General features: G+C 65.8%; 25 protein-coding genes. 8 read left to right on the top strand and 17 right to left on the bottom strand.

Annotated elements, in window-relative coordinates; genetic code table 11:
- Nucleotides 1–138 precede the first annotated feature (138 nt).
- From KYT87_RS01540 to KYT87_RS01515, 6 genes are all read right to left on the bottom strand, one after another.
- Complete coding sequence (locus tag KYT87_RS01540) at nt 139–1,146, bottom strand: sterol desaturase family protein (RefSeq protein WP_219991587.1); 1,008 nt, start codon at nt 1,144–1,146, stop codon at nt 139–141.
- Between the two features lie 2 nt (nt 1,147–1,148).
- A complete protein-coding gene (locus KYT87_RS01535) occupies nt 1,149–1,916 on the bottom strand; it encodes a polysaccharide deacetylase family protein (protein WP_219992578.1) in 768 nt (255 codons plus the stop codon).
- Between the two features lie 49 nt (nt 1,917–1,965).
- Nucleotides 1,966–2,910 (bottom strand): YncE family protein, encoded by a 945-nt coding sequence (locus KYT87_RS01530; RefSeq protein WP_046805640.1) that lies wholly within the window; start codon nt 2,908–2,910, stop codon nt 1,966–1,968.
- Nucleotides 2,911–3,119: 209 nt separating this feature from the next.
- Entirely contained in the window at nt 3,120–3,992 is an 873-nt protein-coding gene (locus KYT87_RS01525; RefSeq protein WP_082134531.1) for a DUF2950 family protein, read from the bottom strand.
- A gap of 4 nt (nt 3,993–3,996) precedes the next feature.
- Nucleotides 3,997–5,439, bottom strand: a complete 1,443-nt coding sequence (locus KYT87_RS01520) for a DUF3300 domain-containing protein (RefSeq protein WP_219991586.1) — start codon at nt 5,437–5,439, stop codon at nt 3,997–3,999.
- Nucleotides 5,440–5,583: 144 nt separating this feature from the next.
- Nucleotides 5,584–5,799 (bottom strand): molybdopterin-binding protein, encoded by a 216-nt coding sequence (locus KYT87_RS01515; RefSeq protein WP_046805592.1) that lies wholly within the window; start codon nt 5,797–5,799, stop codon nt 5,584–5,586.
- A 222-nt stretch (nt 5,800–6,021) separates the two neighbouring features.
- Between KYT87_RS01515 and KYT87_RS01510 the strand changes: the two genes are divergently transcribed.
- Nucleotides 6,022–6,459, top strand: a complete 438-nt coding sequence (locus KYT87_RS01510) for a universal stress protein (RefSeq protein ID WP_104144844.1) — start codon at nt 6,022–6,024, stop codon at nt 6,457–6,459.
- Nucleotides 6,460–6,523: 64 nt separating this feature from the next.
- Here KYT87_RS01510 and KYT87_RS01505 read toward each other — a convergent pair whose 3' ends face one another.
- The 4 genes from KYT87_RS01505 to KYT87_RS01490 all read right to left on the bottom strand — a co-directional run bounded on the left by KYT87_RS01505 (nt 6,524) and on the right by KYT87_RS01490 (nt 11,260).
- A complete protein-coding gene (locus tag KYT87_RS01505; protein ID WP_219991585.1) occupies nt 6,524–7,540 on the bottom strand; it encodes a 2Fe-2S iron-sulfur cluster-binding protein in 1,017 nt (338 codons plus the stop codon).
- Between the two features lie 12 nt (nt 7,541–7,552).
- Nucleotides 7,553–8,032, bottom strand: coding sequence for a heme-binding protein (locus KYT87_RS01500; RefSeq protein ID WP_104144846.1), 480 nt, complete (start codon nt 8,030–8,032; stop codon nt 7,553–7,555).
- A gap of 32 nt (nt 8,033–8,064) precedes the next feature.
- Complete coding sequence (locus KYT87_RS01495) at nt 8,065–9,498, bottom strand: aldehyde dehydrogenase family protein (RefSeq protein ID WP_370638766.1); 1,434 nt, start codon at nt 9,496–9,498, stop codon at nt 8,065–8,067.
- A 229-nt stretch (nt 9,499–9,727) separates the two neighbouring features.
- A complete protein-coding gene (locus KYT87_RS01490; protein ID WP_046805588.1) occupies nt 9,728–11,260 on the bottom strand; it encodes a hypothetical protein in 1,533 nt (510 codons plus the stop codon).
- A 224-nt stretch (nt 11,261–11,484) separates the two neighbouring features.
- Here KYT87_RS01490 and KYT87_RS01485 point away from each other — a divergent pair, with 224 nt between their 5' ends.
- A complete protein-coding gene (locus KYT87_RS01485) occupies nt 11,485–12,228 on the top strand; it encodes a sulfite exporter TauE/SafE family protein (protein WP_219991583.1) in 744 nt (247 codons plus the stop codon).
- Between the two features lie 79 nt (nt 12,229–12,307).
- Complete coding sequence (locus tag KYT87_RS01480) at nt 12,308–13,033, top strand: GntR family transcriptional regulator (RefSeq protein ID WP_046805637.1); 726 nt, start codon at nt 12,308–12,310, stop codon at nt 13,031–13,033.
- 96 nt (nt 13,034–13,129) lie between these two features.
- On the opposite strand, the gene KYT87_RS01475 is transcribed toward KYT87_RS01480, so the two are convergent.
- The 4 genes from KYT87_RS01475 to KYT87_RS01460 all read right to left on the bottom strand — a co-directional run bounded on the left by KYT87_RS01475 (nt 13,130) and on the right by KYT87_RS01460 (nt 14,921).
- Nucleotides 13,130–13,489 carry a 2Fe-2S iron-sulfur cluster-binding protein gene (locus KYT87_RS01475; protein WP_104144850.1) on the bottom strand — a complete coding sequence of 120 codons (360 nt, stop codon included), beginning with the start codon at nt 13,487–13,489 and terminating at the stop codon, nt 13,130–13,132.
- The gene (locus KYT87_RS01470) at nt 13,486–13,812 is read right to left on the bottom strand and encodes a ferredoxin (protein ID WP_104144851.1); all 327 of its coding nucleotides are present in this window, start codon (nt 13,810–13,812) and stop codon (nt 13,486–13,488) included. The genes KYT87_RS01475 and KYT87_RS01470 overlap by 4 nt, the downstream gene beginning before the upstream one ends.
- Nucleotides 13,813–13,816: 4 nt before the next feature.
- Nucleotides 13,817–14,116: a 2Fe-2S iron-sulfur cluster-binding protein gene (locus tag KYT87_RS01465; protein WP_006216988.1), complete on the bottom strand. Its 300-nt coding sequence runs from the start codon at nt 14,114–14,116 to the stop codon at nt 13,817–13,819.
- Between the two features lie 73 nt (nt 14,117–14,189).
- Entirely contained in the window at nt 14,190–14,921 is a 732-nt protein-coding gene (locus KYT87_RS01460) for a TenA family transcriptional regulator (protein WP_006226804.1), read from the bottom strand.
- Nucleotides 14,922–15,158: 237 nt separating this feature from the next.
- Between KYT87_RS01460 and KYT87_RS01455 the strand changes: the two genes are divergently transcribed.
- Nucleotides 15,159–15,374, top strand: coding sequence for a hypothetical protein (locus KYT87_RS01455; protein WP_052946040.1), 216 nt, complete (start codon nt 15,159–15,161; stop codon nt 15,372–15,374).
- Between the two features lie 116 nt (nt 15,375–15,490).
- On the opposite strand, the gene KYT87_RS01450 is transcribed toward KYT87_RS01455, so the two are convergent.
- On the bottom strand, nt 15,491–15,922 hold the full coding sequence (locus KYT87_RS01450) for a DUF2809 domain-containing protein (protein WP_104144852.1): 432 nt from the start codon (nt 15,920–15,922) through the stop codon (nt 15,491–15,493).
- A gap of 541 nt (nt 15,923–16,463) precedes the next feature.
- Here KYT87_RS01450 and KYT87_RS01445 point away from each other — a divergent pair.
- From KYT87_RS01445 to KYT87_RS01430, 4 genes are all read left to right on the top strand, one after another.
- Nucleotides 16,464–18,155, top strand: a complete 1,692-nt coding sequence (locus KYT87_RS01445) for an MFS transporter (RefSeq protein ID WP_219991582.1) — start codon at nt 16,464–16,466, stop codon at nt 18,153–18,155.
- Nucleotides 18,156–18,171: 16 nt separating this feature from the next.
- Nucleotides 18,172–20,301 (top strand): site-specific recombinase, encoded by a 2,130-nt coding sequence (locus KYT87_RS01440; RefSeq protein WP_219991581.1) that lies wholly within the window; start codon nt 18,172–18,174, stop codon nt 20,299–20,301.
- Nucleotides 20,302–20,469: 168 nt separating this feature from the next.
- On the top strand, nt 20,470–21,888 hold the full coding sequence (locus tag KYT87_RS01435; protein WP_104144885.1) for an MFS transporter: 1,419 nt from the start codon (nt 20,470–20,472) through the stop codon (nt 21,886–21,888).
- 146 nt (nt 21,889–22,034) lie between these two features.
- Complete coding sequence (locus KYT87_RS01430) at nt 22,035–23,633, top strand: methyl-accepting chemotaxis protein (protein WP_219991580.1); 1,599 nt, start codon at nt 22,035–22,037, stop codon at nt 23,631–23,633.
- 54 nt (nt 23,634–23,687) lie between these two features.
- On the opposite strand, the gene KYT87_RS01425 is transcribed toward KYT87_RS01430, so the two are convergent.
- Together KYT87_RS01425 and hutI are read right to left on the bottom strand one after the other, a co-directional pair.
- On the bottom strand, nt 23,688–24,452 hold the full coding sequence (locus KYT87_RS01425) for a carbon-nitrogen hydrolase family protein (protein ID WP_104144856.1): 765 nt from the start codon (nt 24,450–24,452) through the stop codon (nt 23,688–23,690).
- Nucleotides 24,453–24,540: 88 nt separating this feature from the next.
- Nucleotides 24,541–25,758 (bottom strand): imidazolonepropionase, encoded by a 1,218-nt coding sequence (hutI, locus tag KYT87_RS01420; RefSeq protein WP_219991579.1) that lies wholly within the window; start codon nt 25,756–25,758, stop codon nt 24,541–24,543.
- Nucleotide 25,759 lies beyond the last annotated feature (1 nt).

Below are 25,759 nucleotides of genomic sequence, written 5' to 3'. Positions count from 1 at the left end.
GCACGCGCGTGGCCTTGGCGGATTGCGTGGCGCTGCGCGAGCGAATCACTTGACCCGCAACAGTGATGGCGATCCGACAAAAAGGCTATTGGACGAGTCTGATTTCCGGTTCAGATTGCTAAGAACCCGCGTGGCGAATCAGGCCCGCTCCGCCGCTCCGGGCGGTGGCGGCGGTGCCGAGGCCGGTTCGCGGTCTCGGCCCACCATGCGCTTCAGACCCAGCCATTGCTGCGACCAGAACCCGCGGCCGTAGTCGCGGCCGCCCAATTCGGCCTGCTGGTCGTGGATGCCCGTGGGGCCATAGCCCACGCCAAAACGGGCGGTGCGAAACAGCACGTCCCAGATGGGGAACAGCGCGGCAAAGTTGTAGCCGCCGACCGGGCCGGGCGTGGACGCGTCGTAGGCGATGGAGTGGTGATGCCGATGGAAACGCGGACTGACCAGCAGGCGTTCGCCCAGCGCGCCGAAGTGCATGCGCAAATTGGCGTGCGAGAAGCTTTGCGCCAGCTGCGTAATGGCCACCACCGCCACGAACTGCGCCGGCGGCACGCCCACCAACTGCGACACGAACACAACCAGCACGTCGCGCAGCATGTCGTCCAGCAGGTGGTTGCGGTCGTCGCTCCAGATGGTCATCTGGCGCTGGCTGTGATGCACGGCGTGCAGCGCCCACAACCAGCCGAAGCGGTGTTGCGCACGGTGGTAGACGTAGTCGACCGCGTCGAACAGCAGCAGATAGATGATGAGGCTGACCCAGGCCTTATCGGTCACGCCCGGCCAGTACTGGTCCAGCTGGAAAGGCGCAAAGCCCCACACGTGCAGCTGGCCGAAGACGCTGTCCCAGAACGGGTCGATGGTGAAGAACAGCGCCAGGCGAAAAACGCCCAGGCGGTGGATCAGCGTGTACAGCACGTCGATGCCGATCTGGCGTCGGTCGGTCACGGCTTCGACGGGCCGCAGGCGTTGCAGCGGGCCGAACACCAGCACCAGCACGGCAACCTGCACCAGACCGACCAGCAGCCACATGGTGGCGTCATAGCCGTCCTCGATGAAGTTGCTCATTCCGAGGTGAAACAGCACGGGCTGGATCAGCGTTTCGAAGAGCCATTGCTGGCATGCCCCGAAGAATTGGCTAAGCGTTTCCATGATCAATGATGCGTGGCGACCCAGTCGCGATAGGCCGGATGCGTGTCCAAGGTGGCAAAACAATAGCCCTTCTGCTGCAAGCCCACAATCAAAGGCTCCAGCACGGCGGGCGCCCAGGGGTCCTGGCGTGACCAGATGCCCAGGTGGGCAAGCAGGATATCGCCGGGCTTGATGGTGCGCAGCGCCTGGTCCAGCAGCTTGGCGTTGGGGAATTTATCGCTGGGCAGTTCATCGCCCAGGAAGCCGGCGGGCGACCAGCCCACGTGTTCGTAGCCGCAGGCCTTGGCGGCCTGGAGCAGGGCGGGCGACGTCTTGCCGCCCGGTGCGCGGTACAGCGGCAGCATCCTGGCGCCCGTCATCTGGTGAAAGCGGGTGGCCGAACGCTTGATTTCGGCGCAGTACTGTTCGGCCGTCCATTCGGCGCGCTTGCCGGTGTCCGGCCCCGCGCTGGGCTTCACGCGAAACTTTCCGCCCGGCAGGTCGGCCTGCCAGTAGACGTGGTCGTAGGTATGCGACCCGAAAGCATGCCCTTCCGCCGCGCGCGCCTTCCACCACGGCGCCCAGACGTCGTCCAGGCTGGAGCCGTCGGTCTTGGTGCGTTCGTTGGCCAAAAAGAAAGTGACCTTGACGTGATGGCGGTTAAGCACATCGGCGATCAGCGGCGCGACCCCCATGTGACCGGTGTCCAGGGTCAGGTAGACGGGCTTGTCGCAGGTGGCCGGCGCCGCGGCATTCGCCACCGGCACGGCACACGCCAGCGCCAGCGTCATGGCCAGCACGCGCACGCCAGCGGGCGCAGCGTGGGGAGGGTAGCCCCCCCTATCGGGTCGGCGCATGGTTCAGCGTCCAGACGCCGTGCGGCGACTTGCCCACCGGGACCTGGTTCACGACCTTTTTCTGCTCCAAGTCCACCACCGTCAACTTGCGCGCCCAGCGCGAGGTCACCAGCAGCGTCTTGCCATCGGCCAGCACATCCATGCAGTCCGGGCCGCCCGGCACCGCGAAGGTGTCGGTCACGGTCAGCGACAGCATGTCGATGCGGCTGATGGAATTGGCGGTGCGGTTGCTGACGAACAGGTGGCGCTTGTCGCCCTGCGCGCGAAACGCGTGCGCGCCCGCGGCGGTGGGAATGCGCTTGACCAGCTTGGCCGGGCCCTTGCTGACGTCATAGGCTTCCACGAAGGAATCGCCCGTCAGCGCCACCAGCAGGGTCTTTTGATCCGGCGTCAGAAACACGTCGGCCGGCGTCTTGCCCACCGATACCGTCCACTTGGGCGTTTGCGTCGCCAGGTCGATGGCGATCAGCTGGTCGCTGTCCTGCAAGGTGACGTAGGCCGTCGTGCTGGTCTTGTCGATCATGATGTGGCTGGGCGTCTTGCCCGCCTGCACCCGCTTGACCAGCTTCAGCTCGGCGCCCTTTTGCTGCGGCTGCCACGCGTAGATGTCGATGTGGTCCAGCCGGTTGGCGGCCGTGACGAACCACTTCATGTCCGGCGAAAACTGCAACTGGTAGGGGTCGACGATGTCGGTCAGCGTGCGCTGCACTTCGCCCGTCTTCGGGTCCATCATCGTGATCGTGTTGCCCGTGGCGTTGGCCACCATCAGCGACTTTTCGTCGGGCGTCAGATACAGGTGGTGCGGTTCCTTGCCGGTAGGCACCCGGCGCAGTTCCTTGTAGGACACCGGGTCGACGATGCTGACGTTGGCGTCCAGGGAATTCAGGACGAAAATCGGGGCGGATGCCGCCGCTGCGCTAAGCGCCATCCCTACGCCGGCCAGGGCGTAGCGGACAAAATGCAAGGGGTTCAATTTCAAGGTCCGGCAAAAGAGGATCGGGCACCGATCCCAGTGCTCGCCATTTTAGGCACAGCCACCTTTCAAAAGGGCAACAAGCGGGGCTTTGGCGGCATTCGCTTGCGCCTGTTGCGACTTGGCAACATCCCCGCCGGCCCTGCCCCCGAAATGCCAAAAAGTCATTTGGCGCCAACGGGTTGCGCGTCGGCGTCCACCCACGCGCCGGCAGCGATATCGCGTTCCCGCAGCGCCTGCGCGCGGCTGGCGGAAGCCGGCCCCAGGTCAGACTCCAACACCCCGCCTTGCGGCCCAATCACAAAGGTACCGATACCGGTCTGCCCGTATCGCGCGGGCCACGCAACAATGCGGTAAGCCGTGCTTTCGGAGCCGGGCAGGATCTTGTAGCGATAACCAAAATACGCGTCCTCGGCCGGCACCTCGGGGCCCATCGCCAGCGCATCGGGACCAAACGCCTGGGGCGGGGCGCCCGGCACTTCGGGCCAGTACAGGCCGTCCATGGCACCGGGGCGGCTGATCAGGCGGCTGGCATAGCGGCCCTGCCCCACGCCCTGTTGATACCGCGTCTGGGCCGCTTGCAGCTGTTGCAGCGTCTCGATGGCGGCTAGTTCGTTGCGGCCGATCGCGCGGCGGGTCAGTTCGGCCTTGCCCGCCACCGGGTCGAAGCGCCAGCCCTTGCCGACCTGGGCGATAGGCACGGGCATCGTCCAGCCGGAATCGCCCACGGCCAGCCAGGAACGGCCGCCATCGGCGATGACTTCATGTTTTTTTGCCCACGCCGACAGGAAGCGATAGATGTCGTCTTGCGAGACGCCGCCCGGCACCAGCTGTTTGTGATTGGGTCCCAGCACCTTGGCCATGGCCGACGAATCGCTGGTGGCCAGCGCGTCGGTGAAGGCGTCGGCCGCGGCCTGCGCGGTCGGATACACGCTTTGCGCGGCCGTCGGCGCGGCAACGCAAAGCGCCAACAGCGACACGGCGCCCAGCGCGCGCGCACGAACCCAGGCATTCGTCATGAAAGCTCCCTTGTTCATGGTGCTACCTCCGGCCGCCGATATGGCCGCCACCGCCACCGCCTCGATGCCCGCCGCCGCCGCTTGCCCGCTGACCACCGCCCCCGCCCCCGCCGCGATTCATATCGCTACGGTGGCTTTGCTGGCGCATGCGGTCGCCGTTGCCCGCGTCGCTTAGCGCGTTGCTGGTGTTCGTTGTCCGGGCGCGATCGCGAGCCGCCGATTCGTCCGCGCGCTGGCGTTGCGCCGCGGCCTGGCGATCGTTGGTGGACACGCTGGACGAACGGGGCGTGTGCGAGCCTGCGCCCTGTCCTCCGGTGCCGGCGCCTGAGTGATTCTGCGCGCGGTTTTGCCCGCGATCCTGCCCCCGGTCGGCCGCGCCCTCGCCACTGCGGCCCGCCGCGCCCTGGCCGCCCCGGTTGGCGGTGCCCTGGCCACGGCCGGCGTCGCCATGGCCGGCGATGGGTTGCCCGGTACGCCCTTCAAACGATTGCGCCGCGCGGTCACGTGCCGCCTCGCGGGAACCGGCCGCGGGCGCCGCGCCGGCCGCGCGCGCGCCCTGCCCCTGACCCGTTCGCTGGCCGGATTGCCGGTTCTGCACACCTGCCTGGCGCTGGCTGTCAAAACGCTGCCGGCTGGCCGAATCGGCATACGGCGTATTGCCGCGATTTTCAGGGTTGTGCTTCCACGACACGTTGTTGTTACGGGCGTTGTCGATGCGCTGGTTCACGTTGATGTTGTTGTACCGGTTCACATCGATATCGACATCGTTGTGTCCCCAGTCAAAGCCGCCCCACATCGAATTGACGGCCGCCACCCCCAGGCCGAAGCCGATGCCCGACACCAGTGCCGTCCCAAAAACGGACCCCGGCGGCGGCGGGTAGTAATAAGGCGGGTAGGTTGGATAGGCCCACGCCCCGTACACCACGCTGGGGTTGTAGCTGGGCACGTAGACAACTTGCGGATCGGTGGGCTGGATCACCACCACGGTCTTTTCGTTCGTGGTGCTGGAGGTGACCGTCTGCTGTGGCGTGCTTTTCAGGTTGCCCGCCTTTTGTGCCTGCGTACGCAAGCGCTGCACGGAATCCATCACCGCATCGGGCTGCGCCAGGAAGGCATCGCCCACGGATTTCACCCAGTCCGGCTGGCGCCCCATCATGTCCATCACGGAGGGAAACGCCACCAGGGATTTCACGCTGGGATCCCAGGGCTCGGCCTCGACGGCCTTGACCGCCTGGTCACCCGATTCCGAGGTATGGGCCGCCGACCATTTGGCCGCGGCGGCGATGTCGTCGGGGTACGTGGACCCCATGAGGATTTGCGACAGCAAGGAATCAGGGTACAGCGCCACCGGCGCCATCAACTGATCCAACTGCCCCTTGTCCAGCTGGGTTTGGGCCACCGCCGGCAGACAGACCGCCAGCCCCAGGCACAACCAGCCAATGAACCACCCTTGCAGTCGACGCATGAACCGTTCTCCGTGAGGCAACGCATGAAGCTGAAAGCCACGAGGGAACTGCCGGATATCGCGATGACAATATATGCCTAACGCCGGGGCAAGGGAATATTTTTCAGTACGGCCGATCAGCGCGGCCGATCCGCTGCGGCGAATTCATAGCTTGGCGACGGACACCTCGGTCGCCTTGACGAATGCCAGCACCTCGGTGCCCACCTGAAGGTCCAGCTCCTTCACGGAACGCGTGGTGATCACCGACGTAACGATGCCGGCGGGGGTGTCCACGTCGACCTCGGACACGACCGGCCCGAGGATGATCTCTTTGATCTTGCCGCGAAACTGGTTGCGGGCGTTGATGGATTGAATGGTCATGAAGGGTCCCGGCCTGAGGCTGAAAGGTGAAAGGCGAAGAGGCATTCTTTCACCCTGTCCGGATGCGGAAAAATACTTAGTCGGCATGACGTTATGCCGGTGGGGCGGGCGCGCGTAACGTCCCCTTCGCATCCTCCTTTCGCGGGACTGGATAGCGCGCAACGGCAGGCCTATACTGATTTCGCCGTTGCTCGACATTCCTTTTCCTAAAGGAGAGGCAACATGTACAGGCATTTGCTCATCGCCGTGGATGGTTCGCTGCTATCCGAATCGGCATTCAAGCGCGCCCTTGTCTTTGCCAAGGAAATGGGCGCCACCATCACGCTCATTCGCGCCATTCCCGAAGACCATTTGCTGGTCTATCAGGCCGAAATGCTGGGCACGACACAGGCGCATCACACCGACCAGGCCCGCAAGAACGCGGAAGGCTACCTGGAAGGGCTTGAGATGGAAGCCCGACACGCGCTGGTGCCGTGCAACATCGTCGTGATGGTCAACGACCATCCGCACGAGGCCATCGTGGAAACCGCCAAAACGCAGGGTTGCGACCTGATCATCATGGGTTCGCACGGGCGGCACGGCATGACCGGCTTTCTGCTGGGCAGCGAAACGCAGCGCGTGCTGGCCAAGACGCGCTTGCCGGTGCTGGTGTTTCGGTAGGTGGGCGCGGGTCGGGCGGGGCCAGGACCAGGGCCGGCTCTGCGTCAAGGCCCCGGACCCCGCATCACGCTGCCGGTTCCAGCGCGTGCTGGAAGGTGAAGCTGTCGGCGTAGATATGGTCCAGGCTGGCGCCGCGCCCGGCGAACAGGTGCTTGGCGTCCTGCACCATCGCGGGTGCGCCGCACAGGTAGATGGCGTGTTCCGAGAGGTCTGCGTGGTCTTGCAGGACAACGTCCTGCACATGGCCGCGCCGGCCTTGCCAGCTTGCGTCCGCGCGCGACAGGACCGGCACGAAACTGAATTCATACAGGCGCCCTGCCCAGCCCGCAATCTCGTCTTGCAGGTACAGGTCCGCCTCGGTACGCATGCCCCAATACAAGGTGACGGGCGGGCAGTCTTCCTTGTCCAGCAACGATTCCAGGATGGCCTTGATCGGTGCGATGCCGGTGCCCGTGGCCACCATGATCAGCGGGCGCCAGTCCTCCTCGTGATAGCTGAAAACCCCCAACGGAGCGTCGATCGTCAACGCCGACCCCGCTTGCGCCTGGCCCAGCCACTGGTCGGTATAGCGGCCGCCCGGAATGCGGCGCACATGGAAATCCACGTGCCCGTCCACCGACGCCACCGCCGACGCCATCGAAAAACTGCGCGTTTCACCGTCGGGCAGCAGCACGTTCATGTACTGCCCGGGCACATAGTCCAGCGGGCCGTCGGGCAGCGCCAGCGTCAGGTGCAGGATGTCGTCCGTATAAGGATGGATGCCGTGCACGGTGGCCGACAGCCGGCGCGGCTCGGGAAACACCTGGCGGCTGCTGGCCACGCTGATGCAAAGATCGCTTTGTGCGCGCGCCTGGCATGCCAGCGCGTAGCCTTCGGCCGCTTCTTCCGGCGTTAACGCCATCGGAAATTCTTCATAGCCCACCGCGCCCGATTCCAGCTTGATGCGGCAGGTGCCGCAACCGCCGAACGTGCATTCGTGCGGCAGCTTTACCGCCGCCCGTTCGGCGGCTTCCAACAGGGATTCCTCGGCGCCGGCGACGAAGGCTTCGCCGGTTTGAAGAATATGCACGCGGTATGCCATTGCAAGCCTCGCTTATTTCTTGATGTCGGCCTGCACCAGCACTTTCATGCCGCGCGGCTCCAGCAGTTCAGCCAACGCCGTCAATGCCGCCAGGCCCGCCTGTGTGTCCTGTTCGCCATTGCCGCCACTCAGACCGACGCCGCCGATCACCTCGTCGTTGACCACAATCGGAAAGCCGCCCACGAACACGGCGAACTTGCCGTCAAAGCTCCATTGGATGCCGAACGCTTCGTTGCCGGGCAGCGCCGGGCCATTGGGCGGCGTGTTGAACAAATGCGTCGAACGCTTGTGGCCGGCGGCGGTAAACGCTTTGTTCCAGGCGATCTGCGGGCCGGTGATGCGGGCGCCGTCCATGCGTTCCAGCGCAATGGGATAGCCGCCGTCATCGACGATGCAAATGGATTCCAGCACGCCGATCGCTTCGGATTTGGCGATGGCCGCGCGCACCATCAGGCGCGCTTCTTCCAGTTCCAGGCGGTAGATCTGTTTCATGTTCGTAGCCCTTTTCAGTGTTTGCCGCGCGTTTAGCCGGCGCGGTAAATGGTTTTGATCTGCGTGTAGAACTCAAGGCCCACCCGGCCCGACTCGCGGAACGTAGACGTGCTGGAATGCTTCAAGCCGCCGAACGGGGCATTGATCAGGTTGCCGGTGGTGGTGCGGTTGATCTTGACCGTGCCCGCCTGGATGTCGCGCGCGAAGCGGTGCGCGTAACGCGCGTCGGTGGTGGCGATGGCGGCGGACAGGCCGTACTCGGTGTCGTTGGCCTTGGCGATGGCGTCCTCGTACCCGTCGACTTCAATCAGTGCGATGACCGGCCCGAAGATCTCCTCGCGGGCGATGCGCATCTGCTGCGTCACATCGGTAAACAGCGCGGGCGTGACGTAATAGCCGTGGTCAAAATCGGGGCCGGCAAGCACGTCGCCGCCGCACAGGTGCGTAGCCTCTTGCTTGCCGATCGCCACGTAGCTCAACACGTTGTCCAGCTGCTTGCGGGTGGCCAAGGGGCCCAGGTCGAAGTTGCCCTTCAGGCCATTGCCGATGGTCAGCGCCTGGATGCGCGCCGCCAGCTTATCGGTGAACGCCTGCCGCACCTTGGCATCGACCAACACGCGGCTGGTGCCGGTGCAGGCCTGGCCGCTTAACGAAAAGCCGCCCTTGACGGCCAGGTCCACGGCGCGATCCAGGTCGGCGTCGGCCAACACGATCAAGGGGTTCTTGCCGCCCAATTCCATCTGCGTGCGCGTGGTCAGCCCGGCGCTGCGGTGGATCTGTTCGCCCGCGGCCGTCGAACCGGTAAATGAGATCGCGCGCACGGCCGGCGCGCCGGTGATGGCCGCGCCCACGGCCCCTGCCGGCCCGATCACCAGATTCAGCACGCCCGCGGGCAAGCCCGCCTGCACGAACGCTTCGGTCAGGCGGTAGCCCGACAGCGGCGCGTCGGATGACGGCTTGAACACCACGGTATTGCCGGCGATCAGTGCGGGCGCGATCTTGCGGGCGGGAATGGAAATCGGAAAGTTCCACGGCGAAATCACCGCGGCCACGCCCAGCGGCTCGCGCTGGCTGTAGACGACCATGTCCGGGTCGTCGTTGACGAAGGTTTCGCCGGTAAAGCTCTGGCCCTCGACCGCGTAGAAACGGATCGTCTGCGCCGAACGCAGCACTTCGTCCTTGGCCAGGTTCAGGCCCTTGCCCTCTTCACGGGTCAATTCGCGGGCAAAGGCGTCAGCGTGGTCTTCCAGGTACTGGGCGGCGCGAAACAGAATGGCGGCGCGTTTCGAGATCGGCGTGTCGCGCCATGCGGCGAAGGCGTCATCGGCGGCTTGCACCGCGCGCCGCGCATCATCGGCGTCCGACACGGGAAAGTGGCCCACGATGTCGCGCGTGTCGGCCGGGTTGATGTTCGGCGCCGTACGCCCGGTGGCGCTGGGCACCCAGGCGCCGCCGATATGGTTCATGAATGTCTGCTGCGAAAGATCGTCCACGGAAGCGCTTCCTTTACCGGTACGGGGGTGGCCCGAGTGGCCCAGAGGGACCGAGCGGCTCGGCGGTTAAGCCGGGCATTCGGGTAGCTGTGAACATTGTATACTTTAATCATCGGCCAGCGATCCGTGATAACCCCGACGAGCGGGCATGAAAAAGGGGCCTGGCAGGCCCCTTTTTATCGGCATCAGCTGCTGTGCACGGCTAGCGCCAGATCAATACCGCGCAGATCGTCGAGACGAACAGCGCCAGCAATACCGGCAGCAACAACGCCCGCACCAGCGACAGCACGTTGACCCGGGCGAACCCGGCCACCGCAATCAATGACGACCACGCGATCAAGGTGCCGCCGCCCGTCCAGACAGCGCCCATCTGCCCGACCGCCGCCAGCGTGGCGGGGTCCACGCCCACCACCGGCCCCAACGCGCCGGACAAGGTGCCCGTCAATGGCAGACCGGCAAAGCCGGAACCGTCGATGCCGGTGATCATGCCCACCAGCAACACGCCGAACGCCACCAGGAAGTGGTTTTCGGGAATCAGATGCTGGCCCGCCGAAATCACTTCGAACAGCAGGCCGGGGGCCTGGGCCTGCGGGACACCCAGGATCTGCGCGGCGGTTTCATTGGCGCCGATGAAGAAAAAGCCGGCAATCGGCAGCACCGATCCCATGGCCTTGAAGGCGAAGACAAAGCCGTCCGTCACATGTTCCGGGCACACGTCCAGCATCTTGCGCGGCCCTTCGGCGGCCAGCGTCACCAGCATCATCACGACAAAAGCGACGCCACCCACCAGCGCCGCCGCATCGCCGCCGCGCAAGGCGGGCAGCGTCGGAAACAGGCGGGGCAGGACCATCACCGCGATCACCGCCAGGAAGGCCAGCGGCGTCACCACGGCGAAGGTCTTGGACCAGCGCACGCGGCGGCGTTCCTCGTCGTTGACGACGGGGCCTTGCGGCAACGCCGGGTCGGCGCCCATGGTGCCGCGCGCCAGTTCGGCCTTGTCGAACGAGCCGGACTGCTCGATCCGCGCCAGGCTGCCGTCTTGCGCGCGCGCCTGCCAGGCATCCAGCAACGCGGCGTTGGCGGGCACGATGTGCTTGCGGATCAGCAGGTAGGCCGTTACCAGCGCCACGGCGCCGGTGATCAGTGACAACACCAGCGCACGGTCGGCCACCACCGCCGCGCTGACGGCCGCGCCCGCCGCCTTGGCGCTGATGCTGGGCGCCACGCCGATCACGTAGTCCGACGACAGCGCCATGCCCTGCCCGGCGATGGCAATGGCCATGGCGCCGGCCAGCGGCGGCAGGCCGGCCGCGATGGCGGCGGGCAGCAGGATGGCGGACACCAGCGGCACGGCGGGCGTCGGCCAGAAGAACAGCGAGATCACATACGTACAGAGGGCGATGATGATGAACGACGAATGCCCGCCCCGCATGATGCGCCGAAACGGCTGCACCATGCGCACGTCCGCCTGCAGCGTCTTCAGGGAATTGAGCAGGGCGGTCATGAACGTGATGACCAGAAAGATGTTGAACAACTCCTTGGCGGCCACGAAGCTGGCCGAGAAGATACCGATCAGCGCGCTGATCGGATTGCCGGTGATGGCCAGCACCACCAGAAAGGTGCCAATCACCGATGGCACCACCACATTGGCCCGCAAAATCATCGTGAGGATGATGGCGGCCACGCTGATCAAATACATCCAGTGAGCAGCTGTGAGCACAACGTCCGCTTGCATGCGTGATTCCCCTTGTGACGTGGCTGTTGGATCGCCACAGTCGGTATACTATATTTCGTTGTGTGCCATACCAATCGAAATATGCGGCGCCTAGGGAAACCGATAATTCTGAAAAATGGATGAATAACGGCGCAAAAACAAGGGAATACCCGTGGTTTTGCCGCCCGGTCCAAGCGTGACAAAATTCCCTCTCTGACTATCGTATACATAAAAGGCTGTAGCCCATGCCAGCGACCTTGCCTTACCCCGATCTTTGGCAGTACGCCTCGATGGCCGTGGTGGTATTCGGTGCGGCGGTGGCCCAGGGCGTGGGCGGCATCGGCTTCGCCATGTTTGCCGCACCGGTGGCGGCGATGTTCTTCCCGCAGTTGGCCCCCGGCCCCCTGCTGACGCTGGGCGGCTTCATTTCGCTGCTGACGGCGCTACGCGAACGGGCTTGCATCGATTGGTCGTCGGTGTCGTATGCGCTGGTGGGCCGTGCGGTAGGCACGTTGATCGCCATCTACGCCATGGCGCGCTTTGCGCCGCAGACGCTGGGCGTGTTGTTCGCCGGCATGATCCTGATCGCGGTGGGCCTGAGCGCGGCGGGGCTGCGCTTTACCGCCACGCCGGGGCGCGTGTCCGGCGCCGGCGTGGCCTCGGGCATCATGGGCACGATGACTTCGGTGGGGGCCCCACCGATCGCCATCGTGCTGCAACACACGGCGCCGCCTCAGCTGCGCGCCACGCTGGGCGTGGTGCTGTTCCTGGGGTCGATCTTTTCGCTTGCCATGCTGGCGCTGGCCAAGCGGTACACCGGCTATCACGTCGGTCTGGCGCTAAGCCTGGCGCCGTTTCTGCTGGCCGGTTTTGCGGTCTCCAACCGGTTGCGCACGCTGCTGCCGCCCCACGCCGTGCGCATCGTTCTGCTTGCCGCATGCGCGCTGGGCGCGGTGGGCGTGCTGGTCAAGGCGTTTTGGGGCAACTGATGCGCGCTTTTTGCCACGGCACCTTGCTACACCCGGTAATACAATGGAGACTGTATCCATTAATCCACACATGCTCGCCATGACCACTTCGCCTGTCAGCCCGCAAGCCGCTGAAACGCAGTCTTCCGCTCCGCTGAAGATTGGCGAGCAGCATCCTCAGTTGTTCGCCGTGATCCGCGACAAGCTGCGCGAACGCATTCTTAGCGGGGAATTCACCCCCGGAGACCGCCTGGTTGAAGGCCGCCTATCTGAAGAAATGGGCGTCTCGCGCATCCCCGTGCGCGAAGCCTTGCGCGCCTTGGCCGCCGAAGGGCTGGTCACCATCGAGCCGCGTCGCGGCGCCTCGGTATCCGTGCTGTCGGACGCCGTGGCCTATGACATGGTGGAAGTGCGCGCCACGCTGGAGGGGCTCAATGCCAAGCTGGCGGCACAGCGGCGCGATGCCAAGACGGTGGAACGCTTGCAGGCCTTTCTGCGCGAAGGCACGGAAGCCGCGCGCAGTGAACAGCTGGACAAGTTCCTGGCGCTGAATTCGCAGTTTCACGAAATGCTGGCCACCATAGGCGGCAATGTGGTGCTGACGGATTTGATGCGGTCGCTGCGCGATCGCACGGCGCTGCTGTTCGCGCCCAGCAACATGCACCGCGCCAAGGCCAACTGGGATGAGCATTCGCAGATTCTGAATGCCGTGATTGCCGGCAACGGTGACCTGGCCGCCTTGCTGGCCAGCCAGCACGTGCACAACGCGGCCAAGGCATACACGGACACGCAGCAGCAACAACAGCACCACGACGCGGCGGATTGACGCGGCACCGCGGTTTTTTACGGGCTGGGATACGCCTCTGAAACCTGGACAATGTGCGCTCGCAGCCGACGCTGCGACGCGCGTCACCCCTTAGCGTCAGGCGGAGGGCACCGGCGCGTCGACCGGGTCCGCGCCCACGCCCACCACCACCCCCTTGCCGTTCTGCACCACCCACGAAACTTTGACGTCGCCGTTCACAAATGTCTGGCACGCCATGCGGTAGCCGGCTTCAAAGTCCTCAGGGCGCAGATGCTTGCGCTCTTTCGGCTTGACCGCGTCGGTGTTCTCCAGCCCCTCTTCGATGCGGCACTTGCAAGTGCCGCACAAGCCGCCCCCGCACTTGAACGGAATGCCGCCCTTTTCCTTGAGCGACACGCGTAGCAGGTTGCTGTTCTCGGGCGCGGTGGCAACCTTGCCGCCATTCGAAAGAAATGTGATCTGAACCATGGGTGTCAATGCTCTGCAACAGCGGCGGCGGGCCGCAGCGTCAAGGTGGATTCCATGCTGCCGAATCGCGTCAGGTGCGCAAGTTCCTTGCGGGCGGCCTCGACCGACGAGAATTTTTCAAGGAACTTGGACGGCACACGGTTGACGACGTAAGGCGGCGTGTCTTCAGTGACGATCAGGCGCGTCTCGCCGTGCAGCCGGGCAATGCGAAACACGGCAAGCGTGCGCCCGTAGAAGACGTAGTCGTAGGTTTCGATGATGTCGACGTCGGCGCCCACGTCGGTGTGGAACACGCCGGGCTTGGTCGTCAGGATCACGTAGGAGGCGTCCATCGCGTTATGCCTCCGCGTCCTGAACCAGTTCAACATCATGGTTCAACCACAGCTGGCACGCCAGCCGGTAGCCCTGGTCGATGCGGTCGCCCAGTTGCTTCTTTTCCTTCCAGTTCACCGGGGGAAGATGTTCGGCGCCGGCCAGCACCCGGCACGCGCACTTGGCGCACTTGCCCATGCCGCATTCGTAGCGCAGATGCGGATAAGGAAACTGCTTGATGCCGGCCCGCACCACCAGGTTGGTGTTGTCCTTGACCACATCGGTATAGGTCTGGCCGCCTTTATGAAATACAACGGTAGGCATGAGTCTGTCGTCCTGGAGCTGCGGGTGGGGCGCGCCACCGATGCGGCGCGCCCCGATAAATGCCGGGTGTGAATCAGGCGGCCAGACCGAGTTCGGGCAGCTTGATCTCGTGCTGCACGTAGTCGGTGTACAGCGCCGTGGTGTACAGCAAACGCATCTGGGCGCCGATTTCGCAGATTTTCAGGCAGCGCTGCTGAAGCTCGACCGTGTTGGCGTGTTCCAGCACGATCTGATAGCCGCGTTCGCCGTGGATCTCGTCCGACACGATGTGCAGGTCGAAGAACTCCACTTCTTCATCGGTGAAGCCGTACTTTTCGCGCAGCGTCGGCGTCTGCTTGCGATAGATGGACGGCACCTGGGATTCCAGGCCCACGACCAGCCCGGCGACGGCCACGATGGGGTCTTCACGCATGGCCACGGCATAACACCAGCTTTGCAGCGCCCGCGTGGTGGGCGACATGTTGTCCGGGTTGGTGACGCGTTCGCGCGTGGTGCCGCAGGCTTCGGCAAAACGAATCAGCAGATCGGTATGGCGGTCGCCGCCGATTTCCTCTTCGTACATATTGGCCAGCAGGAAGTCTTTGGCTTCGGTGTAGGTATCGGGCGTACGGGCGTAGAGGTATCCCAGGTAATCCGCGAACGGACCGACGTAGTGATAGTGGTTCTCGGCCCAGCGCGACAGGTGCTCGCGGCTGAGCTTGCCTTCGGCCCAGGCAATGGAAAAGGGCGACGCGTTGGCGCTCTTGCCCTTGATCGCGTTTTCCAACGCGGTACGGAATTCATCTCGGTTCATCAGTTCTGCCATGACGCGCTCCAGTCCAGTGGGAGGGATTCCAGGCTGGTTTAGCCCGGGCATGAAGAACATTGTATACCGTCTACTGTTTTGGGCTGCTAGGGCAATCCCGGAGAAAACCAGGATAAAAAGGGGCAGACCCTTTGATATCAACGAGTTGACGGCGCACAACAGGCGCGGCGAGCGAAGTGGACGATGCGGGGTGCCGCCAGTACAATGAATACACTTTCAATGCAATACGGAAATACCATGAATACCCGCCATCCTCTTGGAGACGCTCCCATCGGCCAGCAGCTGCTGGCGCATTACGCCCGCCGCGATGCGGTGCGCCACGCCACGCCGCTGCTGCCCAAGTCCTGGGCCGAACTGTTCGCGCCTTTCCGCAACGCACGCCTGCAACCGCTGCGCCCGGCAGCACCCGCGGCCCGTCGTAACGACGACGAGCCGATGTATCAAGCCGGGTAATGGTCTTGGCAGCCCGGCCGGCAAGGCCGGGCTTGTGATGTGCCGGGGCGGACGCTGCTGAAGCGGTCGGTCATCCCGCCGGGGCGCCACGCCCGGGCCGGTGCCCCGGCGTCCGTCTAGCGGCGCGCGCGCAAGCTTGCACGCAGGCGCGCGTCCTGTAGCGACGCGGCGTGTTGGCGGCGCTGGTTAGCGCCCGCCAGCAGCAACACCACGACGAAGCCCACGGTATAGGCCAGCACGTCCCACCAGTCGGGCACACTGCCCAGCACGACCCGCAAGACCGGCTGCTGCAACTGCCAGCCGTACAGCCGCGCCAGGTACTGACCGAATTCCACCGCATACCCCGTCAGCAGCGCCGCAATCGCCAGCGGCAAGACCTGCGCGCGGATGAACGTGCGGTACACCAGGTAGGCCCAGCCCACCGCGATCACATCGCCCAGGAACCCGCGCAGGAACGGGTACGGCGCGCCATACAAGGCGATCAGCGCCAGCAGCGCGGTAACGGCAAGCAGGGCGGCGAACGCGCGCCCGTTGAAAGTCAGGGTCATGGGAGAAGAAGCAGTTAGAAGCTAGTAACAAGCACGGGCACGCAGCAAGCAGTAGGCAGTACAAAGCACGCAGTACAAAGCGCATAGCAGACAGCACACAGTACACACGCACAGCAGATCGCCGGTAGCAGGCAGAAGCCGGCCCCGGCGGCAAGCAGGCAGCCCGAGATCCAAGAAAAGAGGGCCGGCAACCGGACCCCGGGCAGCGTACTCGATATCCCCGGGAAAACCCGGAAACAGCAGCCTTTCATGCGTCACTAAAAGTTATCCCGGCGCCATGGTCACACCACCGCGCTCTCGACGGCGCGGTCAAGCCGTGCCGCAATGCGCCCTGCGACGCCGCCATTCGCCGGCCGCCTCGCAAAGTTATCCCGCGTTGTCCACCGCTTATCCCCCGGCTGTCCACCGCAAATCCACCGGCTTACCCACAGTGTTATCCACCGCCCGGGCCCTTGCACAGCGGCCCCGATTCAGGCGTACCATTGATCACCCGTGCAACGCCCGGCCTTCCGGGCAGACCAAGACGCGCCCCCGAGCCCCTATGCTCCAACCCGTCTCGCCCTCCGCCGATCTGCCGCCGAACGCGCCCGCCGCGCCTGCCGCGCCCCTGACCGTCAGCACGCTTTCCCCATTCGCCTTTCCCGCGTTCCGCATTATCTGGATCGCGAACCTGTTCGCCAATCTGGGCACCTGGGCGCAATCCGTCGCCGCCGCCTGGATCATCACCACCGAGCAAAGCAGCCCGTTGATGGTTGCCATGATCCAGGTGGCCGCGGCGCTTCCGCTGGTGGCGCTGTCCATCCTGACCGGCGTGCTGGCCGACAACTACGACCGCCGCAAGGTCATGCTGACCGGCATGCTCATGGAGTTGGCGGGCGGCGTCTTCATCACCATCCTGGCGTTTGCCGGGCTGCTGCACCCCATCACGCTGATCGCCTCGGTGTTCTGCATCGCCATCGGTAGCGCCATCGTGACCCCGGCGTGGCAGGCGGCAGTGGGCGAACAGGTGCCCCGCGAACACGTCGGCAGCGCCGTGCTGCTCAATAGCGTGAACTACAACGTGGCGCGCGCGGTCGGCCCGGCCATCGGTGGCCTGTTGCTGGGCGCCATGGGCGCCCCCTGGGTCTTTTTGCTGAACTGCGTCTGCTACGGCGCGCTGGTCTGGGCGATCTGGCGTTGGCGGCGCGAACTGCCCGAACGTCGCCTGCCCCCCGAAGGTTTGCTGGAAGGCGTCGTTGCGGCGCTGCGCTACACGCAGCATTCCACGGTGACGCGCGTGGTGATGTTGCGCTCATTTGCATTTGGCTTGTCCGCCAGCGCGTTGTGGGCCTTGCTGCCGCTGCTGGCGCATGAACATGAGGACGGCAGCGCGCTGCTTTACGGCTACATGCTGGGCGCGCTGGGCGTGGGCGCCATCCTGGGCAGCGCCGTGGTGCGGCGCGTGCAGGCCGCCTGGGGCGCGGGCGGCTTGGTCACCGTGGCCGCCGCGTTGCTGGCCGTGTGCCTGGCGGCGCTGGGCCTGACCCAAACGCTGTGGGTAGCGTTTCCGGCGCTGCTGGTCTCGGGCAGCTGCTGGATCGGCGTGCTGGCCACCTACAACACCACGGTGCAGATGTTGGTGCCCGACTGGGTCAAGGCGCGATCCCTGGCGCTTTACCAGACTGCGATCTTTGGCGGGCTGGCGGCGGGTTCGTTCATGTGGGGCCACTTCGCGGGCACCATGGGCGTGTCCGGCGCGCTGACCACGGCGGGCATCATGCTGGGCATCACCGTGGCGCTGCTGTACCGCTCGCGCTTGCCCGAACAGCTGGACACGCAGTCGCTCACCCGCGTGGACAACGCCGAGCCCGCCATGGCCGCCGCCGGCTTCAACACGCAGCATGGCGCCGTGCTGGTTGCGGTGGAATACCAGATCAATCACGAAAAACTGCGCGCGCTGATTGCCGCCGCGCACCCCTTGCGCTTGCTGCGCCTGCGCAACGGCGCGCAGCAGTGGCAGCTGTTTCGCGACCTGGAGCGCGAAGGCGTGTGGCGCGAAGTGTTCCTGGTGGAAAGCTGGATGCAGTACCTGCGCATGATCGACCGCATGACGCTGGCTGACAAGATGGTGCTGGACGAAGTGCGGGCCCTGCATGGCGGCGACAAGCCGCCGGTGGTGTCGCGCAATGTCAGCTACCAGGCCATGAATGAAGCGCAAGGGTTCTCCTTGCGCCGACACCCCGAAGCCCCCTGAATCGCGAGGCCCGCCCATGCTGACATCCCTTTGGCGCAACTGGCGGGCCGCGCGGCATGGCGGCCCGCAGCTGGACGTCATCCTGGCCAGCGCCGACCCCGGCGCGCCGCTGGCCGACCGCAATATGTGGATGGTGGACCTGTGCCGCTGGCTGGATCGCCCCAGCCCACCGGCCCCCGCCGCGGGAGATGCCCCGCGCGCCGCCACGCTCCCCACCACGCACCACCCGCAGCACGCCCGCCTGCGCTACGTATTGCAGGTGCTGGAACGCGACCCCGAACGCGCCGCGCGCGTGGCCGCTACGCTGCGCTCGCTGGTGGCCGATAACGACCCGACGTCATTGCTGTGCGACACGGGCGTGGCCTCACACCCGGGGTTCTGGGGCGAATTCTGGGACCGCGCGCAAGCACGAATGTTGCCGCCCCCGCCCAATCGCCCCGACATGTTCGGCCTATTCGCGCTGATCTTCCGGCGCACCGGCGACGCGGCCTGGATCGAATCCCTGGATGACGACACGCTGGCCCGCATGCGGGCGTTGTATCGCGCGGGCGAGGACGCGGCAATGCACGCGGCCGATCTGCCGCAACACCGCGACGCCACCGGCGCCGAACCGCTGTCGCCCAGGCTGGAGCAGGCGCTGACCAGCAGCATCCAGGTGCTGGTCAGCCAAGTGCGCGCGACCGGCCTGAGCCAGGACATCCGCACACGCCTGCCCGGTCGGGTTGAAGAATCGCCCTTCTTCGCCCTGGCCGCCGCATCCGCCGAGCTCTGCGCGACCACGCCCGCCACGCCGCGCGACGTATTCGGCCGCCGCCTGAACGTGTTTCGCGCGCTGCTGGACAGCTGCCGCGCCGCCACGCAAGGCGTCTACGACGAGCTGGAAAAGAACGGCGTATCCGTCGAAGTCGTGTTCCAGATTGAACGCATGAAGCTGCGCCTGGCCCGCATCGAACTGCTGCTTGGCGTCTGGGTGGACCCCACCCAGCGCCACAAGTTCGTGCACCTGACCGCCGAGCTGATCCGGTCCACCCAGGCGCGCAGCAGCATCCGCCACCTGGCCGCCTCGTCCTTCGCGCAGTTGGCGCGGCGCGTCATGGAGCGCACCGCCGAGACCGGCGAACACTACATCGCGCGCGACACGGTGGAATATCTGACGATGCTCAAGGCCTCGTTGGGCGGCGGCTTCGTCATGGTGTTCACCGTCTATCTGAAGTTCTTTATCGTGTCGCTGCATCTGGACAAGTTCATCGAGGGCCTGCTGGCCTCGTTGAACTATGCGGGCGGCTTTCTCGTCATTCACTTCGCCCACTTCACGCTGGCCACCAAGCAGCCCGCGATGACGGGCCCCGCGCTGGCCCACCGCCTGGACGACGCCTACACGCCCGAAGGCCGCGACGCCTTCCTGGACGACACGCTTGCCATGATCCGGTCCAACGCGGCCGCCATCCTGGGCAACCTGGCGGTGGTGTTTCCGCTGGCCTGGGCGGTGCAGTGGGTTGCGCTCAACGCGCTGGACCGCCCGCTGATCAACGCCGAGAAAGCGCAGGAAACACTGGCGTCGTTTTCGGCCTGGGGGCCGACCCCGCTGTATGCCGCCGCTACCGGCGTGCTGCTGTGGCTGTCCAGCCTGATCGCGGGTTGGGCCGACAACTGGTTCGCGCTGCATCGCGTGCACGACGTCATGGCCTATAACCGGCGCGCGCGGCACCTGCTGGGCGAACGCGGCGCGGCGCGCTGGGCGGGCTTCTGGCAACGCAACATATCGGGCATCGCCGGCAACGTATCGCTGGGCCTGATGCTGGGCCTGGGGCCGGCCATCGTGGGCTTCTTCGGGCCGCACGTTGAAGTGCGCCATGTGACACTCAGCGCCGGACAGCTTGGCACGGTGATCGGCACGCTGGGCTGGCAGGTGGTGCACACACAGATTTTCTGGCTGGCCGTGGCAGGCACGGCGCTGACCGGCATTCTGAACGTCGGCGTCAGCTTCGCCCTGGCATTCAACGTCGCGCTGCGTTCACGCGACCTGCGCCGCCGCGACCGCGATTCGCTATCTGCCGGCGTGCGCCAACGCATCTGGCAACGGCCCGCCACCTTGTTCTGGCCCGTCAAGCCACGGCCTGCCCCCACGCCCACGGCCACCCCCTAGGCGGGCGTCAGAACGTGATGGTGGCGGTGCAAAGGGCCGCATCAGTTTGATGCCGGAGGCGGGCGCGCACCAAGCGGCTGGCTGACCAAGCGTTGAATCCCGATGCCGCATTAGAATCAGTTCCTCCTGATGCCGGACACGTCCGCCCGCACGCCCTCCCTGACGCCCATGCTCCCGTTCTCACGCAATACCGTTTACCCGGCCGGCGCCGGCCTGCCCGCCTCGGAACGCCTGGGCGCCTTGTTGGCCGTCATGTTGGCGGTGTGCATGGCCAGCCTGGATACGGCCATCGCCAACACGGCGCTGCCCACCATTGCGCGCGACCTGCAAGCCAGCGATGCCGGGTCGATCTGGGTAATCAGCGGTTATCAGTTGGCCATGGTGGCCGGCTTGCTGCCCGCCGCCGCGCTCGGTGAAATCCTGGGCCATCGTCGGGTGTACATGGTGGGGCTGGTGGTGTTCACCTTGTCGTCGCTGGCCTGCGGACTGGCGCCGTCGCTGCCCACGCTGGTGGTCGCGCGCATCTTGCAGGGGCTGGGCGCGGCAGGCGTGATGAGCGTGAACGGCGCCTTGCTGCGCTTCATCTATCCGTCTTCGATGCTGGGCCGTGGACTGGGCCTGAACGCCATGGTGGTCGGCCTGTCGTTCGCCGCCGGGCCGACCGCCGCGTCGGCCATCCTGCTGCTGGGCTCCTGGCACTGGCTGTTCCTGATCAACGTGCCGATCGGCATCCTGGCCGCCGTGCTGGGCTTGCGCGGCCTGCCGGAAACCGCGCGCGCGCCGCACGGCTTTGACGGCATCGCCGCGACCCTTTGCGCGCTGACGCTGGGGCTGTTCGTGCTGGGCTCCAATGAACTGGCGCACGCTGCGCCATGGCCGCGCGTCACGCTGGAATGGGGCGGCGCCGTTGCCACCCTGTGGTTGCTGATGCGTCGGCAAGCCGGGCACCCCGCGCCCATTCTTGCCGTGGACCTGTTGCGCCGCCCGCTGTTCGCCCTGTCGGCCGCCACCGCCGTGTGCGCGTTCGCCGCGCAGGCACTGGCCTTCGTGTCCCTGCCCTTCATGTTCCAGACCGTGCTGGGCTATAGCCAGGTCCACACCGGCTTCCTGATCACGCCGTGGCCCGTCGTGGTCGCCATCATGGCGCCCATCGCGGGCCGTTTGTCCGACCGGTATCCGGCGGGCATCCTGGGCGGCGTCGGCCTGGCCATGTTGGCGCTGGGGATGGTGTTGATGGCGCTGCTGCCCGCCGCGCCGACGGTCTGGGACATCTGCTGGCGCATGGCCATCTGCGGCGCGGGCTTCGGGTTTTTCCAATCGCCCAATCTGCGCGCCATCATGACGTCCGCCCCGGCTTCGCGAGCGGGCGGCGCCAGCGGCATGATCGGTACGGTGCGGCTGTTGGGCCAGGCGACCGGGGCGGCGCTGGTGGCGGCCTGTTTTCACGTGTCCACGACCCATGGCGCAGTGGCGGCGTTGTGGCTGGGGGGGCTATGCGCGGCGCTAGCCTGCATCGCCAGCTTTTCGCGTCTGCGCTTCGACGCGTCCGAACCCATGCAGGCGCCCACGCCGCACCCCTCGAAATAACGCCAAGTCGCAAGATTGTTGCGGTATTTATCGACATATTCGTCGAACGGCCAGACATATTCGTAAGTTGTGCAACAGTCGCTAAATATCGCGGCAGCGGGGTCGTTGTTGTCTATGCAGCACTCGCTGTATTTGGGACGACACGCATGACACAGTTTTTGAAAGACATCACCATCCGGCGCCTCATCCTGTGCACCCTGCTTGCCATCAGTGCACTGGTCATCGGACTTTCAGCCATCAGCGTCAACGGGTTGCGCAGCGCCGGGGAAGCGCTTGCTGACAGTAGCGAACTGCTTCACGAAGTCTCAGCCCTGTCTCGGGTCAACGATCAAATCATGCGCGCACGGCTGCGGCTGTCCCGGCAACTGGAATACGCGGCCGAGGGCAAAACGGCCCAGGCAGCGGAAGAAGGGCGCAGCATCGACGCCGCGCTGGACGAAGCCCGCAAGCAGCAGGCCATCTTCATCGAACTTGCCCGCGACGACGCGCCCGCCGCCATCCTGCAACCCATGCAGACCGGCTTCGATGCGCTGGTCAATGGCGGCATCGCCGTGCAGCGCCAACACCTGGAAGCCGGCGACGTCAAACGCGCACGCGAACATGCGGCCGGGGCCGTCGTGAGCGCCAGCCGCGCGTTCGGCAAAAGCATCGAAAACTATGAAGCCTACGCCAAGGACCGCGAAACGCAGCTGTGGGCGGACGCCGCCACCAAGCGGCGCCAGGCCTACACCGGCATGGGTATCGTCCTGGCGATCTGCCTGCTGTTGCTGGCCTTGGGCGACCGCTATGTGGTGATTTTCGTGCGGCGTCCCCTGGAAACCATCAAAGCGCACTTTCGCCGCATCGCCAGCGGCGACCTGACCACGCCGCTGGCACCCTACGGCCGCAACTGCGTGGGCCAGATCATCCCGTACCTGCAAGACATGCAGGAAAGCCTGGTGCGCACCGTGCATGCCGTGCGCGAAGGCGTGGTCGAGATCAACGCGGGTTCCAGCGAAATCGCCGCCGGCAACCAGGACCTGTCCAGCCGCACCGAACAGCAGGCGGCCTCGTTGGAACAAACCGCCGCCAGCATGGAGCAACTGCTGTCCACGGTGACCAGCAACGCCGAGAACGCGCGCCAGGCCAACCAGATGGCGGTTGTGGCCAGCCAGGTGGTGCAGCGCGGCGGCATGGCGGTGAAGGAAGCCGTGAGCACCATGCGGGAAATCGCACAGGACTCGGGGCGCATCGAAGACATCGTCAGCGTGATCGACGGCATCGCGTTCCAGACCAACATCCTGGCGCTGAACGCCGCAGTCGAGGCCGCGCGCGCCGGCGAAGAGGGCAAGGGCTTCGCGGTGGTGGCAGCGGAAGTGCGGTCGCTGGCGCAGCGCAGCGCGGGCGCGGCCAAAGAGATCAAGCAATTGCTGTCGGCCTCCAGCGCCACCGTGCAGGCGGGGTCCACCCAGGTCGAAACGGCCGGGCGCACCATGCAAGAAATCCTGGACACCATCGAGCGGCTGACGCTGCTGGTCAACGACATCGCCACCGCCTCGCAAGAGCAGGTGACCGGCATTGATCAGGTCAACACCGCCGTCAATCAGATGGACCAGGTGACGCAGCAAAATGCCGCGCTGGTCGAAGAAGCCGCGGCCGCCGCCACCTCGCTGGAAAACCAGGCGCAACGTTTGCAAGGCGCCGTCAGCGCGTTCCGGCTGCCGACCTTGATCGAAGACCGACGGCACATCGCCATCGCAGCCTGAGCGCGGCGCGGGACCGCGCGCAATCGCAACGGACCGGCTATTCCAGCGGACCGGCTATTCCTTCACGTAGCAGGGATACTGCGATTGCTGCGCCCGCGACCGCGCCGGGTCTACGTCGACGACCACGATGGACTCCGTATCGGTGGACTGCGCCAGCACTTCGCCGTCCGGCTGAAACGCAAACGCCCGGCCGCCGAACACCTGGCCCCGCGCCGTGCGCCCAGCCCGGTTCGAGCTGACCACATAGCAGCCCGACACCAACGCCGCCATCGCGCCGGCCGTCAGCCAGCGGCCGACGGACGCGCCGCTGGCGCGCGGCACCACGATCAGTTCGGCCCCCTCGCGCCCGTAGCGGCGCGACCGTTCGTTGAACATCAATTCGGTGCACAGCTGCACGCCCAGGCGGATGCCGCCCACCTCGAACACCTGAAAGCCGTCCATCGCGGGGCGAAACCAGGTGGCTTCGAAGAACCCGGGCTCTTCTGGGAAGAACTGCTTGTGATGCAGCGCCGTGTAGCGCCCGCCCTGCAAGGCGAACGCTTCGTTGGCCAGACGGTCGCCGGCGGGCACGGGGCGTGACGAGACAACGGCGGGCACCTGCAACGCGGCCAGTGCGGTCAGCCCCGCTTCGTGCAGGCGCACCGACTCGGCGGCGCGCGCGGCGTCATAGGCAGCCGAGGCCGCCAGCCACGGGCCGAAAGGCATTTCGTTGGTGACAAGCAGGTCCGGCGCCAGCTCGGCCACCCGCTCGGCGATGCCCGCCCACGTGGCGCTGTCCGGCATCAAGTCCACCGGCCCTTCCATCATGCAGATCCGCATACGTTCCCCTGATGCACGGCGCGCCCGGAATCAGGCGCGACCGAACGACATCGTAGAACGCCAGGACCCGCCATGGTGCATCGGCTGCTCAGTTCAGCGCCGCCACATCCACCACCGCGCCGTGGCGGATCACGCGCTTGGGCAGGTCACCGCCGATCCAGTACGCCAGCTCGGACGGGTGCGCCACGTCCCAGGCGACAAAGTCGGCGACCTTGCCCGCTTCCAACGAGCCATGCGTGACGTGCAGCCCCAGGGCCCGCGCCGCGTGCAACGTTGCGCCGGCCAGCGCTTCTTCGGGCGTCATCTTGAACAGCGTGCAGGCCATGCTCATCATCAGCCGCAATGACAACACGGGCGACGTGCCCGGGTTCACGTCGGTGGAAATTGCCATCGGCACGGCATGGCGGCGCAGCAGATCCAGCGGCGGCAACTGCGTTTCGCGCAGCGCATAGAAAGCGCCGGGCAGCAGCACCGCCACCGTGCCGGACTGCGCCATGGCCAGCACATCGCTTTCCGTCAGGTACTCCAGATGGTCCGCCGACAAGGCCCCATAGCGCGCGGCCAGCGTTGCGCCGTGCAGCGACGACAATTGTTCGGCATGCAATTTGACGGGCAGGTCCAGGTGCACCGCCGCCTGGAACACGCGTTCAACCTGTTCCGGTGAAAACGCCAGATGCTCGCAGAAGGCATCGACGGCATCGATCAGCCCTTCGGCCGCCAATACCGGCAACATGCGCCGCGCGACCTCGTCGATGTAGTCGTCGGGCCGACCGGCGAATTCGGGCGGCAAGGCATGCGCGGCCAGACAGGTGGCCTGCACGGTCATCGGCAGCATCTGCCCCAAACGCCGCGCCACGCGCAGCATCTTGCGTTCATTGGGCAGGTCCAGCCCGTAGCCGGATTTCACTTCCAGCGTGGTGACGCCATCGCGCAGCAAGTGCAGCGCACGTTGCCGGGCGCTGGCGTACAGCGCGTCTTCGGATGCCTCGCGCGTGGCGCGCACGGTGCTGGCGATGCCGCCGCCCTGCGCCGCGATCCGCGCGTAGTCCACGCCTTGCAGGCGCTGCTCGAATTCCGTGCTGCGGTTGCCGCCAAAGACCAGATGCGTGTGGCAATCGATGAGCCCGGGCGTCACCCACGCCCCGCGCAGGTCATGTTCGTGCACCGCGTCAACCGGCGGCAACGCCGCCTCCTTGCCGATCCATTCGATGCGGTCGGCATGCGTCACGATGGCCGCGTGCTCAATCACGGAATAGGCCCCGTCCACCATCGTGGCGGCGTGGCAATGTCGCCAGACCTGTCTCATG

The sequence above is a fragment of the Achromobacter sp. ES-001 genome, assembly GCF_019448355.1.
In the GTDB taxonomy this organism is placed as follows: Bacteria; Pseudomonadota; Gammaproteobacteria; order Burkholderiales; family Burkholderiaceae_B; genus Achromobacter; species Achromobacter spanius_B.
Note: the sequence above shows the minus strand (reverse complement) of the source record. Positions and strands in the feature narration are given on the sequence as shown.